This window comes from Pigmentiphaga sp. MLSB6-MA01, assembly GCF_058793475.1.
Map to the genome: position 1 here is coordinate 201,685 of NZ_JBXAFV010000005.1, position 14,494 is coordinate 216,178.

A 14,494-nucleotide genomic window follows, 5' to 3' on the forward strand; every position below is an offset into this window, starting at 1 on the left:
TCAGCCTTTGCACTGGCCCACGTAGGCGTCCCGCCCGTCGCTGACCACCTTGCGCACGATCTTGGGCGCGAACCCGTTGCCGCTGCGTTCGACCCGCATCAGGTAGTAGTCCTGGACGGGATGCCGGTTGGTGTCGAAGCGGAACTTGCCCCGCAGCGTCTGGAAGTCGGCCTTGGCCAGCGCCGCCCGAAAGGCATCGCCCTTGGACAGGTCGCCGTTCACGGCCTTCAGGGCCGAGGCGATCAAGAGCGCGGTGTCATAGGCCTGCATGCCGTAGTCGGTAGGCGTGCGGCCGTAGGCCTCGGTGAAGGCCTTCACGAAGGCGCGGCTTTGCGGGTTGTCCATTTCGGTGGTCCACATGCCGACCGTGTAGAGTCCCTCGGCCGACGCGCCCGAAGCGGCCAGCATGCGCCCATCCATCGAGAAGGACGGCATCAGCATGGGGATGGTCTTGGTCAACCCCGCGTTCGCATACTGCTTGGCGAAGTTGATGCCCGCGCCGCCCGGATGGAACTGGTAGATCGCATCGGGCGCCAGCGAACGCACGCGCGCCATTTCCACCGAAAAGTCCGATTGGTCGAGCTTGGTGTAGATCTCGGCCAGCACCTCGCCCTTGTACGTGCGCTTGAATCCGGCCAGCGCATCGCGGCCGGCCTGGTAATTCGGCGCCAGCAGCACCACGCGCTTGTAGCCCAGCTCGTTGGCGGCCGCGCCGCCGGCCGAGTGGTAGGCATCGTTCTGGAAAGAAGCGACGAAGTAGTTCTTGTCGCACTTCTCGCCAGCGAACGTCGAGGGCCCCGCGTTCAGGCTCACGTAGTAGGCGCCGTCGCGCAGCACGCTGGGCGCCACCGCCGCCAGCACGTTCGAGAAGTTCACGCCGGTATACAGCTTGATGCCCGATTGCAGCATGCGGTCCACGGCCTGCTTGGCGTTCGCGGGCTTGAGCGCATCGTCCTCGACCACCAGCTCGACCGGCACGCCGCCCAGCTTGCCGCCGCCCTGCTTGATCGCCAGGCTGAAGCCGTCGCGCTCGTCCTCGCCGATGTAGCCGGCGGGCGTAGACAGGGTGGTGATGAAGCCGATCTTGACCGGCGCCTGGGCCTGCGCCGCGCCGGCGCCCGCGAATAGGAGCGCGTACAGTCCGCCCCGGATCATGTTCCTGACCATTGTTGTTCCCCATGGATGTACTGCAACAGCTGGAATGAACCCGCGCGGACGCGGGGGCTTGGACCCTAGATGGCGACCACCGGATGGCGCAGCGTGCCGATCTTCTCGACCCGGGCCTCGACCACGTCGCCCGGCCACAGCCATTCCTGCGGCGTGCGGCCGGCGCCCACGCCTTCGGGCGTGCCGGTGGCGATGATGTCGCCCGCCTCCATCGTCATGGCCGCGCTGATGTCGGCGATCAGGTGCGGCACCTTGAACAGCATGTGGCGGGTGTTGGAGCTCTGCTTGGTCACGCCGTTGACGGTCAGCGACAGGTCCAGCACGTGCGGATCGGGAATCTCGTCGGCGGTGACGATGCAGGGGCCGAAGGGGCCGTAGGTGTCCTGGCCCTTGGAATAGATCCACTGGCCGGCGCGGCGGCAGTCGCGCGCGCTGACATCGATCATCACGCTGTAGCCGAACACGTAGTCCAGCGCATCGGCCTCGGCCACGCGGTGCGTGCGGCGGCCCATGATCACCGCCAGTTCCACTTCCCAGTCCAGCTGCTGGGTGATCTTCGCGTTGTGCTCGATGGCCTCGCCGGGGCCGACCACGCTGGTGGGCGGCTTGGAGAAAATGACCGGCTTGGTCGGCAGGTCCTTCGAGGTATCCAGCGTGCGGCTGGATTCTTCCACGTGCTCGACATAGTTCAGGCCGATGCCGAAGATGTTCTTGCGCGGGCGCGGGATGGGCGCCAGGAGGCGCGCGTTCTCGGCCGGGATCGCCGTGCCCACCGGCCACTTGCCTTCGTGGGCCTTCAGCAATTCAGTTGCCGACCGCACCGCGTCCGGACCGAGGTCGATGAAGGCCAGCATGTCGTCGGGCAGCGGCACGCCGGCCACGGCCCCCAGGCGGGCCAGGTCCACCACGCGGTCGCCCACCACCGCCCCCAGGCGGGCTTGCTCGGCAACGGTGGTGCGGTAGGTCACAAGACGCATTTCTGTTCTCCATAGGGTCGCGCGAGGCGACAAGAATCCCGCCGCGGGCTGGACCCGCGGTCTATGACAAGCATCGAATCAGGTGTAGACGGCTAGCCGATCAACGGTTGGTGGCCATCGTTTTCCGCCAGCGCCTCTTCGCGGTAGAGCTTGAGCGCATGCATGACCGGCAGGTCGTTGAAGCAGAACAGGCAGGCGTCGTCGCGCCCGGACGCGTTGGCATGTTCGTGGAAGGCCCAGGACGGCACGCAGAAGATGTCGCGCTCCTGCCAGTCGTGGCGGCGGCCGTTGATGATGGAATAGCCCTTGCCCTTGGCCACCTGGTAGAGAAAGCTGCCCGTGTGCCGGTGGGCCTTGGTCTTTTCGCCGGGGCGCAGCATCTGCATGCTGGCGCCCATGGTCGCCATGACCGGGCCGCCGGTGGCGGGATTGGTGTAGTTCATCAGCACGCCATCGTACGGACTGCCGTCGGTGGTCGCCGCGTAGCGCCGCAGGGCTTCGTAGGTAGGCTCCCACTCGTACTTGAACAGCGGCGAGTAGGGCTTGCTCCAGGTCTCGCCATGGGGCCGCAGCGCCACCCCGCCCCACGCGGCGGTGGAATCATCCACCGGATGGGTCACGGCCTGGTGCAGGTCGGCATGCACGGCATAGAAGCCCGCTTCCAGCGCATTGACCAGGGGGATATCCAGTCCGTCCTGCCAGATGCAGGGCGTGCCGTCGTCGCTGACGCCGTGCTCGTGCCAGGTGCCGTTGGGCGTCAGCACGAAGTCGTTCGCGCCCAGGGTCATCTTGTGGCCATCGACGATGGTGTAGGCGCCCCGCCCTTCCATGATGAAGCGCAGCGCGCTGGACGAGTGGCAGTGGGCGGTGGCGACCTCGCCCGGATGCATGACCTGCAGCCCCGAGTACAGCCAGCCCACGGCCGCCGCGACCTCGCGCCGGCCGGGATTGTTCAGGTAGATGACGCGGCGGCCGGCCTGCTCCGGCGTGACCAGGTCCACCGAGCGCAGCACATGCTCGCGCAGGTCGCGGTAGCGCCAGACCACCGGCACCGATTCCGACTTCGGCTGCCACGGCTCGATCTTGTTGGCCACGGTCCACAGCGCGCCGGTCTCGTGCCTGGCCAGCTCGTCGTAGTACGCCACCAGCTCCGGGGTGTCTCCCACGTTGGCCCTGCCGACCACCTCTTCCCGATACGCATCGTGTCGCGCCATGCCCGACTCCAGTTTTTATAAAAGATTTTATCTTTTCGAAATAATAGATCGCGACCCGCCGCGGCCACAACCGGACCATACCTATCGTTTACCCGGAAGGCACAGGCCGATCCGCAAAATGTCCAGCACCGGACAGGCGTGGCCCGATTCGGATTGCCGCCCCCATGGCGCATCTCTACATTGCGCTGACGAAACCGCGAACGCCCCCATGCGACAGCCCAACATCTTGCTCATCATGACGGACCAGCACCGGGCCGACCATCTCGGGTGCTATGGCAACCGGCAGGTCAGGACGCCCCACATCGACGCCATCGCATCGAAGGGAACGGTGTTCGACCGTTTCTACGTCGCCTCGCCGATCTGCATGCCCAACCGCAGCACCCTGATGACCGGCCGCATGCCGTCGCTGCACGGCGTCAGGCACAACGGCATCCCGCTGCGCCTGGACGACACGACCTTCGTCACGATGCTGGGCGCGCGCGGCTACCGGACGGCGCTGATCGGCAAGAGCCACCTGCAGAACATGCAGGACATCCCGCCGCTGGTCCAGCGGGCGCCGCACGACGGCCGGGCCGTGGTCGAGGCCCACCCCGACGCCACCGGCGACCGCCGCGACGGCGAGGCCTACGAACAGGAACTCGCCAGCCGCTGGCGGGATCCCGCGCACCGCATCCGGCTGCCCTACTACGGCTTCGATCACGTCGAACTCTGCATGGAGCACGGCGACGAGGCCTTCGGCGACTACCAGCGCTGGCTCGCGCCACGCCTGCCCGGGGCCGAGGGCCTGCGCGGCCGCCGGAACGCCCGGGCCGACGACCGCTACGTGGCGCCCCAGTCCTGGCGCACGCGCCTGCCGGAAACCTGCTACCCCAGCCGCTACATCGCCGAGCGCGGCGCCGCCTACCTGGAAGCACACGCGGCGCGCGGGGCGGCCCAGCCCTTCTTCCTGAAATGCTCGTTCCCGGACCCGCACCATCCCTTCACGCCGCCCGGCCGCTATTGGGACATGTACGACCCCCGGGACATCGCCGTCCCGCCGACCTGTGCCCCGCCGGCGGCGGACGCGCCGCCTCATCTGCGCTGGCTGCACGACGAACGCGCCGGCGGCCGGGCGAACCTGGACACGCCGCGCGTGGTGGCCGTCACGCCTCGCGAGGCGCGGGAAGCCATCGCGCTGAGCTACGGCATGATCACCCTGGTGGACGACTGCATCGGCCAGATCCTGCAAACGCTGGAAGCCACCGGCCAGGCCCGCGACACCATCGTGGCCTTCACCAGCGACCACGGCGACTTCATGGGCGACCACGGCCTGCTGTTCAAGGGCCCGCTGCACTACCAGGGACTGGTGCGCGTGCCCTTCATCTGGGCCGACCCGCGGATTCCGGGAGGACGGCGCAGCGCCGCCCTGCACGGCACGCTGGACCTGGCGCGGACCCTGCTGCACCGGACGGGCACGGCGCCCTATCACGACATCCAGGGCATCAGCCTGCTGCCCGCCCTGGACGATCCCGACTGGCAAGGGCACGACGCCATCCTGATCGAGGACGAGATACAGCGTGTGTTCGGCGGCTTCGACGGGCCGGTCCGGCTGCGCACGCTGATCACCCGCCAATGGCGGCTGAGTGTCTACCTGGGTGCCGACTGGGGGGAACTGTACGACCTCGCGGGCGATCCGCACGAGCGCGTCAACCTGTGGCACGACCCGCGGCATGCCGGCACGCGCGCGAGGTTGATGGAAACCCTCGTCCAGAAGATGATGGCCCTCGCCAGCCGTTCTCCCCTGCCCACCCGCATCGCATAGACCGCCCGCCCGACCGGCGGACGGTCCCGACAACCACGTAGGAACCTCACACGGAGATTCACCATGGTCTGGCCCTTCACTTTCCCCCGGCTGGGACGCATCCTGCTCTGGACATCGATCGGCGCCCTCGCGCTGGCCGCGAACGGCAGCCGCGCCCAGGGATGGCCCACCGGTCCCGTCAGCATCGTCGTGCCCTCGTCCCCCGGCAGCGGCCCCGACGTGCTCGCGCGCAGCCTGGGCGAACGCCTGGCCGCGACGACGCAATCGACCGTCATCGTGGAGAACAAGCCGGGCGCCAACGGCGTGATCGGCACCGCCGCCGTGGCCAATGCGCCACCCAACGGCAGCGCCCTGCTGCTCTACGACCGCCTGACCCTGACGGTCAACCCCGCGCTGCTGGCCAAGCTTCCCTACAACCCCAAGGACCTGGTCGGCGTCACCGACGTCGCCAGCGTCGACCTGGTCTTCGTCTGCCGGGCGAACGCGCCGTACAAGACCTGGGACGAGATGCTGGCCTTCGCCCGCGGCAAGGCCGGCGCGCTGACGGTGGGCACGGCGGGCATCGGCAGCGTGCATCACCTCAGCCTGGAACTGATCAAGCGCCACTACGGCATCAGCATGGTCGACGTCCCCTACCGGGGGATCGCGCCAGCCGTGGCCGGCCTGCTGAGCGGCGAGCTCGGCTGTGTCATCACCGGCCAGGAAACCGTGCTCGAACACATCCGTTCGGGCAGGCTGCGGGCGCTGGCCATCGGGGCCGCCCAGCGATCGCCGCTGTTGCCCGACGTTCCCACCCTGCGTGAAGTGGGCGCGCCGGACGACCTTCTCATTCCCACGCATTTCACCCTGTTCGTCCACGCCGCCACGCCCCGGGGCATGGTGGAACGCATGCAGGAGAAGGTGGCCGAGGCCCTGCGCAATCGCGCGCTGACCGACCGCTTCGCCGAACGCGGGTTGATCGTCGCGCCCAGCAGCCCGGATCAGGTCGCCCAGGCCATGGCGCGGGAACAGGAGCGCTTCACGAAACTGATCCGCGACGCCGGCATCAAGATGGAGTAGCCTCGAAGATGAACGGCGCTTTGCCGGCGCAAGGGAGCAAGACATGGCAGGCGGTTTTCTCGCCCACTCGGAAAGCGTGCTCAAGAACCACGTCCTGCTGTCCTCGTCCGACCTGGACGAGGTCCGCTCGGGCGTGGCCGGCGTGCTGAACGAACACCGGCTGACCCCGCGCGCCCGCCACCTGGACGCGCGCCTGTACGGCGCCGTCACGGCCGGCCTGCAGATGTGCCTGCTGGAATACGGCGGCGCCGTGGCGGTCGAGACCGCGCCGTCGCGCGACTTCGTGCTGGTCCAGTCCGCGCTGCGCGGCGAAGTCCGCGTCCGGTGCCGGGAAGGGCAATGGTCCCTGCGGCCGGGCGACACCCTGATCATGCCTTCGAACGTATCCCTGGAACTGGAGTGGGGAACCTCCACCACGCAGTTGCTGATCAAGATTCCCAAGGCGCTGCTGTACGAGGTGTACGAACACCTGACCGGCAAGCCGGTGGACGATCCGATCGACTTCGCTCGCGAGATCCCGCTGGATGCCGCACCCGCCCACGGGCTGCGCACGCTGATCGAGTATTTCTGTTCCCACCTCGCGCCGGCGCACGGCGCGCGGAGCGGCCCGATGGGGCTGAGGATCGCGCAGCAGGCATTGATCGGGCACCTGCTGAACACACAGGCCCAGGGCTTGCGCGACCAGCCGGCCCCGGAGGTCCGCCGGGTATTGCCGCGCTGCGTGCGGCGCGCCCAGGAATTCATGGAGTCCTGCGTGCAGGAGGTCATCTCGCTGCAGGACATCGCCAGCCATGCCGGGGTCAGCGTGCGCACGCTTTCCCGGGCCTACCAGGACCAGCATGGCGTCAGCCCCATGGCCGCGCTGCGCACCATGCGCCTGAACCGGATCCGCGACGAACTCAAGGGCGGCAGGGCGGACAGCGTCTCGGAAGTCGCGTATCGCTGGGGCTACCCGCACCTGGGCCGCTTCGCGGCCACCTATCGGGAACGCTTCGGCGAATCCCCCAACGAGACCTTGCGCCGGCGGGTGCGCGGGCAGCCCTGAGCGGGCCGCCCGTCACTCCGGCTGGCGCGCGGCCTGGAACCAATAGGCGGGCGACCGCCCCTGGTCGGGCCCCAGCACCGCGTAGCCGCCGTCCACGGGCAGGTCGGCGCCGGTGACGAAGCCCGCCGCGCCAGAGCACAGGAACAGCACGGCCCCCGCGACGTCCTCGATGTTTCCCACGCGCGCCAGCGGATGGAACGTGGACGCCACGCGATCGGCCAGGACACGGTCTCCGGCCACCTGGGAAGCCAGCGCCTCGGACCACGTCCAGGCGGGCGTCACCGCATTCACGCGTATGCCCTCGGGCGCCAGGTTCACCGCCAGGCTGCGGGTGACCTGCAGGATGGCCGCCTTGCATGCCGGGTAGAGCAGGCGGCCCAGTTGGCCGACCTTGCCCGCGACGCTGGACAGGCTCACGACCGCCGGGCGCTCGGCCTGGCGCAGCAAGGGCACCGCGCGTCCGACCAGCAGCGCCCCGCTCACCACGTTCACGTCCAGCGAACGCAGCCACTGCTCCCGGGTCGAGGCCAGTCCCGCATCGTCGTAGATGCAGGCGTTGTTGACCAGGCAGTCGAGACGGCCGAACTCGCGGCCCAGGAAATCCACCAGTCCAGCCTGATCGGCATCCTCGGCCAGGTTGGTGCGCACGAACACGGCCGCCTGGCCGGGCTCCGCCCGCGTGCGCAGCCGGGCGGCCAGCGCCTGGCCAGCGCCCGCGTCGATGTCGGCCACGACCACCGACGCGCCGGCGCGGACGAACGCCTCGGCGATACCGGCACCCAGGCTCTTGGCGCCGCCCGTCACCAGGGCGACCTTCCCTTGCAGATCGTTCATCGCGCCTCCCTCTTCCATCCGTCGGCCAATCGTCGAATCTCGTCGAGCCGGCAGACCTCGGCCAGCAGCCGCAGGTTGTGCAGGGCGGCCGCGTGCACCGCCGGACTGGCCGCGCCGCAGGCGTCCTCGACCACGGCCGAATGCCAGCCCAGGTCGGTCGCGTGGCGGACGGTGTGTTCCACCACCGAGTTGGTGGCCACCCCGCCCACGAGCAGCAGCGATGGCCGCATCGCGTCGAGCATGGTCTCCAGGCCGGAGCGGAAGAACGCATTGACGCGGTTGTGCGTCACCACCGCCTCGCCCGGCAGCGGAGCGAGTTCCTCCAGGAATTCCGCCCCCCAGCTCCCGTCGGCCATGACCGCCTGCGCCACCACCGTCCTGAAGATGGCGCAGTTCTGCGTCACGTCGGAGAAGTCCGGCCGATAGGCGATGCGCACGTGCACCAGCGGCCATCGCCGCCGGCGCCCCAGATCCAGCAGGCCGCGCGCGCCGCGCACCACGGCCGGCTGCGCGGCGCCGTCCCCGGCCACGCCGAAGGCGAACTTGCCGTCCGGATGCAGGACTTCGTTCTGGTAGTGCAGCGCCAGGACGGCGGGGCGCGAGAAGTCGAGCGGCATCAGAGGAACACCTGGAGGTTCTCGTGGATCGCGTCGCAGTTGACCAGGTCCACCCGCTTCATCTCGATCCGGAACGACCCGGCCGCGGCGGGATCCTCGCGCAGCGTATGCGTATAGCTGCCGCCGAACGCGCGCGGGTTGTCGGCTCGCCATTCGAGCATCTGGAACGACGAACGGACCACGATCGTCCCGGGGCCCGGGTCGGTCACCGATACGTTGCCTATCGTCCTCGTCGCATGCGTCGGCGGCTGCTGCGACCAGTTCCGGTGGTTGGCCAGCCGGCGGGCGCGCACGCTGCGCAGCAACGCGTCCTCGTGGAACAGGGAAACCTGGGTCCTGGCGTCCAGCTGGCCCCGCATGCGCGGGACCCAGTACATGCCCGCGGGGGTGAACAGCCGCAGCCATTCCTCCCAGGCATTGGCGTCGAGCAGCCGCGCCTCCAGGAACAGGAACTGCTCGACCCTGTGCTTCAGCCGGATCGCCTCGTCCACCTGCGCCGCTCCGATCCCGTTCATGCCGTCCCCCCGCATCCTGCCCCACCCTCGGTCATCAAGGCCTTCCAGGCCACGAACTGATTGCGTATGGGCAGCTCGCTCGTGCCGTTGACGGCGACTTTCCCGCCCGGGATGTCCCGGTCGGTGCCACAGTAGCGATGCATGCTGACCCAGTCCCCGCCGTCGAGCCGGTTGCCTTTCTGCACCCGGGTGTACAGCTCCACGTCATCGGGCATCACGTTGGATGACGGGGAATTGATGGTATTGGCGTAGGTCACGGCGCGTTCGAACACCGCCTCGGGCGCCCCCTTGAGCCGGAAGGTGACGATCTCGACCATGGTGCGATCGACCGCGACGGGCCGGATGACGCGGAACTGCTGGAACACCGTATGGGGCGACCCGCTGCCGTAGATGATGGTGTTGTGCAGGTTCATGCCCAGTATTTCCCGGGCCCGCGCCTCGCCCACCGCGGCGGCCAGGCTTTCATGATGGGCGCGGCTGGTCGGATCCCGGTCCGTGCCGCCGGGGTCGAAGATCCCCTCCATGTAGCCGTGCCCATGGTCGAAGGCGTGTACCGCCAGCTTCTCCCAGAACTGGTAGGGCTCGCCATTGCCCGCCATGATGTGCAGCACGAACGGCATGTCCTGGCCGGCCATCGAGGCCTCGTACTCGTCCCTGGCCGCGACGACGGACGACTCGTGCGTGACCGCGGCATGCATGGTGTCGTGCAGGTTCTCGTAGAAGATCTTCCAGTTGGAGTTCTGCCAGACGCGGAACACCCCGCCGGCCACCTCCACCTCGCCCACGGGAGATCGGTCGCACAGGTTGTCGATCGCCGCCTTCGCCCCGCCCAGGAAATCCACCAGATCGTCGCCGCCGGCGGACAGGCTGGCGAAGACGAAGCCCCGGTAGCTGGCCACGCGGGCGACCCGCCGCAGCCAGAACGCCTCGTCGGCCGGATCGAATGCCGTGCCTTCGTAGCCGGCCCGCAACGGCGCCGACAGCATCGGGCCGTGGAGCCGGAACGTCCAGGCGTGGTAGGGACAGCGGAAATGCCGGTCCACGTGCCCGCCGCCCGGCGGCACGATCTGCGCCCCCTTGTGCGGACAGCGGTTGTACAGCACGTGGGGCTTGCCGTCCGCCGCGCGGACCAGGATGACGTCCTGCCGGCCGATGCGGCTCGTCAGATAGTCGCCGGTTTGCGGAATCTGGCTTTCGTGCCCGACGTAGACCCACAGGCGGCCGTAGATGCGCTCCATCTCCAGGTCGAATATGCCGGGGTCCACATAGACCGCGCGGTGCACCTTGTCCGGCTTGACCATGTCCGCCAGTTGCTCGTTCGTATACAACTCAACCTCCTTACGCAGGGATTCCTGTCAGTCCTTCCCTTCGCTTTTCGCCCAGGACCGCATCAAGACGTTCGACGGCAGGCTTTCATCCAGCAGCTTGGCCGCCGTTTCCCGGCCCGCCACCGGCAGGCCCGCGGGATCCAGCACGCCGATCTGCACCAGCACCGACGCCTGGTCCCAGTAGATATGCTCGTGGCAGAGCTTGTCGCCGCGGAACTTGACGACCGCGACCAGCGGGATCTCCACGTAGCGGCCGGTGGGCGCGATCCCGGGCAACATCCATTCGATCTCCTCGTCGTGGGTGAAGCAGAACAACTGCTCGTCCACGATCTGGGTCGCGCCCACGGTGCGCGAAATGGGAATGAGCCGCGTGTCCTTGGGCGTGGACGGGATGAAGTGGTGCTTGTAGAAGCGGTGGAGCTGCCGGGCGCCCACGCCCCCGGTCAGGGTGGGGATATGGTTGACATAGGGCTCGGCCACCATGGTGCGCATGGTCTCGGCGGCGTCGCGCACCTCGAATTCCAGTTCGGTATGGCGGTCCCACAGCGCCGACAGGTCATGGCGGGGCCCGATGTACTCGTGCAGGAAGGCGATCGTGCGTTCGTAGCTGACCAGGGCGGCGGGCTTGCGATAGAGCGGGCTGCCCTCTCGGGCGAAGGCGTGGTCGGCGTCCGGATAGCGGTGCACCCTGGCATCCGGCGATCCGGCCAGGTGCGCGGCGATCCGGGACACGGTCTCGGGCGGACAGTAGCGGTCGGCATCGCCGAAATGCAGCATGAGCGGCCTGCGCGGCGGCTGGTCCAGGTGGTCCTCGATGCCGACGCCGTAGAAACCCGCGGCACAATCGACCAGCGCCCCGGCGGCGGCCAGATAAGCCAGCCGGCCGCCCAGGCAATAGCCCACGGCGCCCACCTGTCCCGTCGTGGCCGGCGACTCCCGCAGCGTCCGCGCGGCCAGCGCGACGTCGGCCAGGCCGGCGTCGATGTCGAATCGTTCCAGCAGCGCGAAGGCCTGCGCGTGGTCTTCCTCGCCGTAGCCCAGGTCGACTCCCGGCCGGATCTGCGAGAACAGGTCCGGCACCAGCACCACGTATCCCTCTTCAGCATAGCGCTCGGCCAGCGTGCGCATCGTCTCGTTGACGCCGAAGATCTCATGGCACAGCACCAGCCCGGGGCCATGGCCGGAGGCCGGCATCGCGCAGTACGCCGACGTTGCCGACCCGTCCGGGCGGGTCATGGGAAGGGTGGTCTGGTGCTTCATGGGGCCGCCTCGCTCGATGCCGATGCCGAACTATAGGCAGCGGCCCCCGGGCCGGTCTCGCCGCTTCAGGCCACGGATATCCGAAGCTCGCCACGATCTGGGCCGGCCCCCCCTCAATAATTGTTGTTGTAGTTGTTCGTCGGGTTGTAGCTGAACGTCCACCCGTCCTTCCCGGCCACGCGGAAGGACCACGTCATGCCGTCGCGGCCGGCGACCACCCCGCCGGTTCCGGGCGGCGTCGCCGTGATGGGCCACACCAGCTGGAACTCCACGCTTTCGCCACGGCGGATGACCTGGTTGTTGGCCAGGCCCACGAACTTCGGCGTCTCGGTGCCGCCGGCGTCGACCGCCCGCAGGTCGGCGATGGTGTAGTCGCCGCCATAGGCCGTCAGGCGGAAGGTCTTGACCACCAGGTCGCCGCGGAAGCTGTCCAGCCCCAGCGTGCCCGGCAGGGTGGGACCGAAGCCGTCGAACGGGAAGAACCGCTGGAAAGCCTTGGCGTCCGCGTCCTGCCTGTTGATCAGCATCTGGTCGCCGTTGGACCACTGGTGGTGCGTGCGCAGGTCCTCCAACAGCAGGCTGGGGTAATTCGCGCGGTCGACGGCGTACAGGTCCAGGGTGTACGGTCCGGCGATGTCGATGCCGTCGCTGAGGGCCAATTGCACCTGGTACTTGCCGGCCGTCATCGGCGCCAGTCCCAGGCGGTTGCATGACCATTGCCGCAACGCCAGCCCCGCGTTCATCCAGTCCTGGAAGCCGATCACCGAGGCGCCGGGATAGTTGCCGGCATTGGCGGCGCAGAAGTGGCTGGCCAGCGGCATCGCGAAGCGCGCCTCGGCGGGCGACTGCGGCAGCGTCCACAGGTAAGTGATGGCGTCGCCGTCCGGGTCATAGCCGTTGGGCTCGAGCAGGAACGAATTCCATTGCATGAACTCGCCGGCGCCCCACGAGTTGGCCGCCATGAACTCGCCCAGCACCATGGGCTGCTCCGCGCTGTAGTTCGCCGTCGCCAGGATCGCGCTGTTGGCGTTGCCCAGGAATTCTTTGGCGACCAGGCGCGCGATCGGGGGCTGGTTCCGCGTGCGGGCCACCACGGTCAACTCGACCGGATTGACCGAGATGCCGTCCGAGCTGGGGAAACCGTGTTCGTCGGTCACCAGCAGGCTGAACAGGTAGGGGCCGGCCTTGTCGGCCACGAAGCTGGCATTGACCGCGTTGGCATTGCTCAACGTCGCCGAGCTGCCGTCGGGGCGATCGAGCAGGGTCCACTTGTAGGTCAGGCGGTTGCCGTCCGGGTCGATGCTGTCTTCGCCGGTCAGCGTGACGGTGCCGCCCACGCCCACCGAATTGCCCGCGCCTGCCACCTTGGCGATGGCGCGCGGCGGACGGTTGGCGCCGTTGACGACGGTATAGGCCTGGGTGACGGCATCGCTCCAGGCGCCGTGGGAATCCTGTACGCGCAGTTGCACCAGGTAATTGCCGTAGTGCGTGCCGATGAAGGAAGTGCCTTTCCAGTTGGCGGCGCGGTCGAAGCCCTCGGGCGCCGACAGCAGCGTCCACTCGCGCGCGGCGGAGGCGATCATGCCATCTTCGGCATCGATCGAATAGGCGCCGGTCAGGCTGATGGAGGTCCCTCGCTCGGCCTCGAAGGTCTTGCCGAACGGTGCCGTGATGACCGCGATCGGCTTGGTGTTCGGCGCGCCCGCCGGCGGTACGACCTGCACCGTGATGGTGGCCGGCGTCAGGCTGGTCGACTGGCCGTCGAACAGGCTCAGGTTGATCCGGTAGGTGCCGGCGAAGTCGGGCACGAACGAGGCCCGGGCGCTGGCGGCGGCGTCGATCACGGCCTGCGAACCATAGGGCCTGGACGCGAAGCGCCAGCGGTATTGCAGGGGGTCGCCATCGGCATCGGTGCTCGCGCTGCCGTCCAGGACGATGCGCGTCCCGCGCACGGCGCCGGCGATGTCGCTGCCGGCATTCGGTACCGGCCGGGAGTTGGCCACGCCTATGGTGATCGTCACCGCGGCCGGTGCGCTGACGCGGCTGCCGTACGACACGGTCAGCACCGCGCGATAGGCGCCCACCTTGTCGGCGACGAAACGCGGCTGCGCGATCCGGGGATCGTCCAGCGCCGCCTGGCTGCCCTCGGGTTTCTCGGCCAGGGTCCACGCATAGGCGATCCCGGCGGCGCTGCCGCCCTCGGGAGGCAGGCTGGCCGAGCCATCGAGCTGCACGGTGGACGCCAGCAACTGGCTGACCTGGGGTGTCACCACCGCGACCGGATCGACGCTGGTGGCCCGCAGGTCGAGCAGCGCCGGCGCGCTGCGCGCCTTGCCATCGTCGACGACCAGGCTGATCCGGTAGGCACCGGCCCGGTCCGGCGCGAAGACGGGCTGCGCGACCCGCTCGTCGGACAGCGTGGCGGTGCTGCCGTCCGGCCGCTGGTCGATGCTCCACAGATAGGCCAGGGTGCCGCCATTGGGCGTCGAGCTGGCCGACCCGTCCAGCATGACCGGCTGGCCGGCGGGCACGGTTTGGGCATCGGCCCGGGCCACGGCGGCGGGCCGGTCGGCCGGCGTCGAAGTGCCGCCATCGTCGCCGCCGCCACCACCCCCGCATGAGGCCATCAGCAGCGATGCGCCGACGCCCAGCAAAAGATTGCGGAAAAGAATCATGA

Annotated in this window: 12 protein-coding genes; 3 read left to right on the top strand and 9 right to left on the bottom strand. The window is 68.7% G+C overall.

What is annotated here, in order from left to right:
- The 3 genes from AC1Q6E_RS10720 to AC1Q6E_RS10730 form a co-directional block, all read right to left on the bottom strand.
- Positions 1-1,167 (bottom strand): ABC transporter substrate-binding protein, encoded by a 1,167-nt coding sequence (locus AC1Q6E_RS10720; protein WP_492572714.1) that lies wholly within the window; start codon positions 1,165-1,167, stop codon positions 1-3.
- Between the two features lie 65 nt (positions 1,168-1,232).
- Positions 1,233-2,144: a fumarylacetoacetate hydrolase family protein gene (locus tag AC1Q6E_RS10725; RefSeq protein WP_492572715.1), complete on the bottom strand. Its 912-nt coding sequence runs from the start codon at positions 2,142-2,144 to the stop codon at positions 1,233-1,235.
- Between the two features lie 92 nt (positions 2,145-2,236).
- On the bottom strand, positions 2,237-3,358 hold the full coding sequence (locus tag AC1Q6E_RS10730; protein WP_152793090.1) for a cupin domain-containing protein: 1,122 nt from the start codon (positions 3,356-3,358) through the stop codon (positions 2,237-2,239).
- 208 nt (positions 3,359-3,566) lie between these two features.
- Here AC1Q6E_RS10730 and AC1Q6E_RS10735 point away from each other — a divergent pair, with 208 nt between their 5' ends.
- The 3 genes from AC1Q6E_RS10735 to AC1Q6E_RS10745 all read left to right on the top strand — a co-directional run bounded on the left by AC1Q6E_RS10735 (position 3,567) and on the right by AC1Q6E_RS10745 (position 7,263).
- Entirely contained in the window at positions 3,567-5,159 is a 1,593-nt protein-coding gene (locus AC1Q6E_RS10735; RefSeq protein WP_492572716.1) for a sulfatase family protein, read from the top strand.
- 63 nt (positions 5,160-5,222) lie between these two features.
- On the top strand, positions 5,223-6,218 hold the full coding sequence (locus AC1Q6E_RS10740) for a tripartite tricarboxylate transporter substrate binding protein (protein WP_152793088.1): 996 nt from the start codon (positions 5,223-5,225) through the stop codon (positions 6,216-6,218).
- A 43-nt stretch (positions 6,219-6,261) separates the two neighbouring features.
- Positions 6,262-7,263 (top strand): AraC family transcriptional regulator, encoded by a 1,002-nt coding sequence (locus AC1Q6E_RS10745; protein WP_296556259.1) that lies wholly within the window; start codon positions 6,262-6,264, stop codon positions 7,261-7,263.
- 12 nt (positions 7,264-7,275) lie between these two features.
- On the opposite strand, the gene AC1Q6E_RS10750 is transcribed toward AC1Q6E_RS10745, so the two are convergent.
- From AC1Q6E_RS10750 to AC1Q6E_RS10775, 6 genes are all read right to left on the bottom strand, one after another.
- Complete coding sequence (locus AC1Q6E_RS10750; RefSeq protein ID WP_492572717.1) at positions 7,276-8,097, bottom strand: SDR family oxidoreductase; 822 nt, start codon at positions 8,095-8,097, stop codon at positions 7,276-7,278.
- Complete coding sequence (locus AC1Q6E_RS10755; protein WP_492572718.1) at positions 8,094-8,714, bottom strand: cysteine hydrolase family protein; 621 nt, start codon at positions 8,712-8,714, stop codon at positions 8,094-8,096. The genes AC1Q6E_RS10750 and AC1Q6E_RS10755 overlap by 4 nt, the downstream gene beginning before the upstream one ends.
- Entirely contained in the window at positions 8,714-9,229 is a 516-nt protein-coding gene (locus tag AC1Q6E_RS10760; RefSeq protein WP_152793084.1) for an aromatic-ring-hydroxylating dioxygenase subunit beta, read from the bottom strand. The genes AC1Q6E_RS10755 and AC1Q6E_RS10760 overlap by 1 nt, the downstream gene beginning before the upstream one ends.
- Positions 9,226-10,530, bottom strand: coding sequence for an aromatic ring-hydroxylating dioxygenase subunit alpha (locus AC1Q6E_RS10765; protein WP_152794582.1), 1,305 nt, complete (start codon positions 10,528-10,530; stop codon positions 9,226-9,228). The genes AC1Q6E_RS10760 and AC1Q6E_RS10765 overlap by 4 nt, the downstream gene beginning before the upstream one ends.
- Positions 10,531-10,584: 54 nt before the next feature.
- Positions 10,585-11,817 carry a dienelactone hydrolase family protein gene (locus AC1Q6E_RS10770; RefSeq protein WP_492572719.1) on the bottom strand — a complete coding sequence of 411 codons (1,233 nt, stop codon included), beginning with the start codon at positions 11,815-11,817 and terminating at the stop codon, positions 10,585-10,587.
- Positions 11,818-11,930: 113 nt separating this feature from the next.
- Complete coding sequence (locus AC1Q6E_RS10775) at positions 11,931-14,492, bottom strand: PKD domain-containing protein (protein WP_492572720.1); 2,562 nt, start codon at positions 14,490-14,492, stop codon at positions 11,931-11,933.
- Positions 14,493-14,494: the final 2 nt, after the last annotated feature.

Excerpts from the sequence above, each read along its gene's own strand:
- AC1Q6E_RS10725 (WP_492572715.1), bottom strand. The coding sequence starts at position 2,144 with ATGCGTCTTGTGACCTACCGCACCACCGTTGCCGAGCAAGCCCGCCTG.
- AC1Q6E_RS10755 (WP_492572718.1), bottom strand. The coding sequence starts at position 8,714 with ATGCCGCTCGACTTCTCGCGCCCCGCCGTCCTGGCGCTGCACTACCAG.
- AC1Q6E_RS10770 (WP_492572719.1), bottom strand. The coding sequence starts at position 11,817 with ATGAAGCACCAGACCACCCTTCCCATGACCCGCCCGGACGGGTCGGCA.
- AC1Q6E_RS10720 (WP_492572714.1), bottom strand. The coding sequence starts at position 1,167 with ATGGTCAGGAACATGATCCGGGGCGGACTGTACGCGCTCCTATTCGCG.
- AC1Q6E_RS10760 (WP_152793084.1), bottom strand. The coding sequence starts at position 9,229 with ATGAACGGGATCGGAGCGGCGCAGGTGGACGAGGCGATCCGGCTGAAG.
- AC1Q6E_RS10730 (WP_152793090.1), bottom strand. The coding sequence starts at position 3,358 with ATGGCGCGACACGATGCGTATCGGGAAGAGGTGGTCGGCAGGGCCAAC.
- AC1Q6E_RS10740 (WP_152793088.1), top strand. The coding sequence starts at position 5,223 with ATGGTCTGGCCCTTCACTTTCCCCCGGCTGGGACGCATCCTGCTCTGG.
- AC1Q6E_RS10750 (WP_492572717.1), bottom strand. The coding sequence starts at position 8,097 with ATGAACGATCTGCAAGGGAAGGTCGCCCTGGTGACGGGCGGCGCCAAG.
- AC1Q6E_RS10735 (WP_492572716.1), top strand. The coding sequence starts at position 3,567 with ATGCGACAGCCCAACATCTTGCTCATCATGACGGACCAGCACCGGGCC.
- AC1Q6E_RS10745 (WP_296556259.1), top strand. The coding sequence starts at position 6,262 with ATGGCAGGCGGTTTTCTCGCCCACTCGGAAAGCGTGCTCAAGAACCAC.
- AC1Q6E_RS10765 (WP_152794582.1), bottom strand. The coding sequence starts at position 10,530 with ATGGTCAAGCCGGACAAGGTGCACCGCGCGGTCTATGTGGACCCCGGC.
- AC1Q6E_RS10775 (WP_492572720.1), bottom strand. The coding sequence starts at position 14,492 with ATGATTCTTTTCCGCAATCTTTTGCTGGGCGTCGGCGCATCGCTGCTG.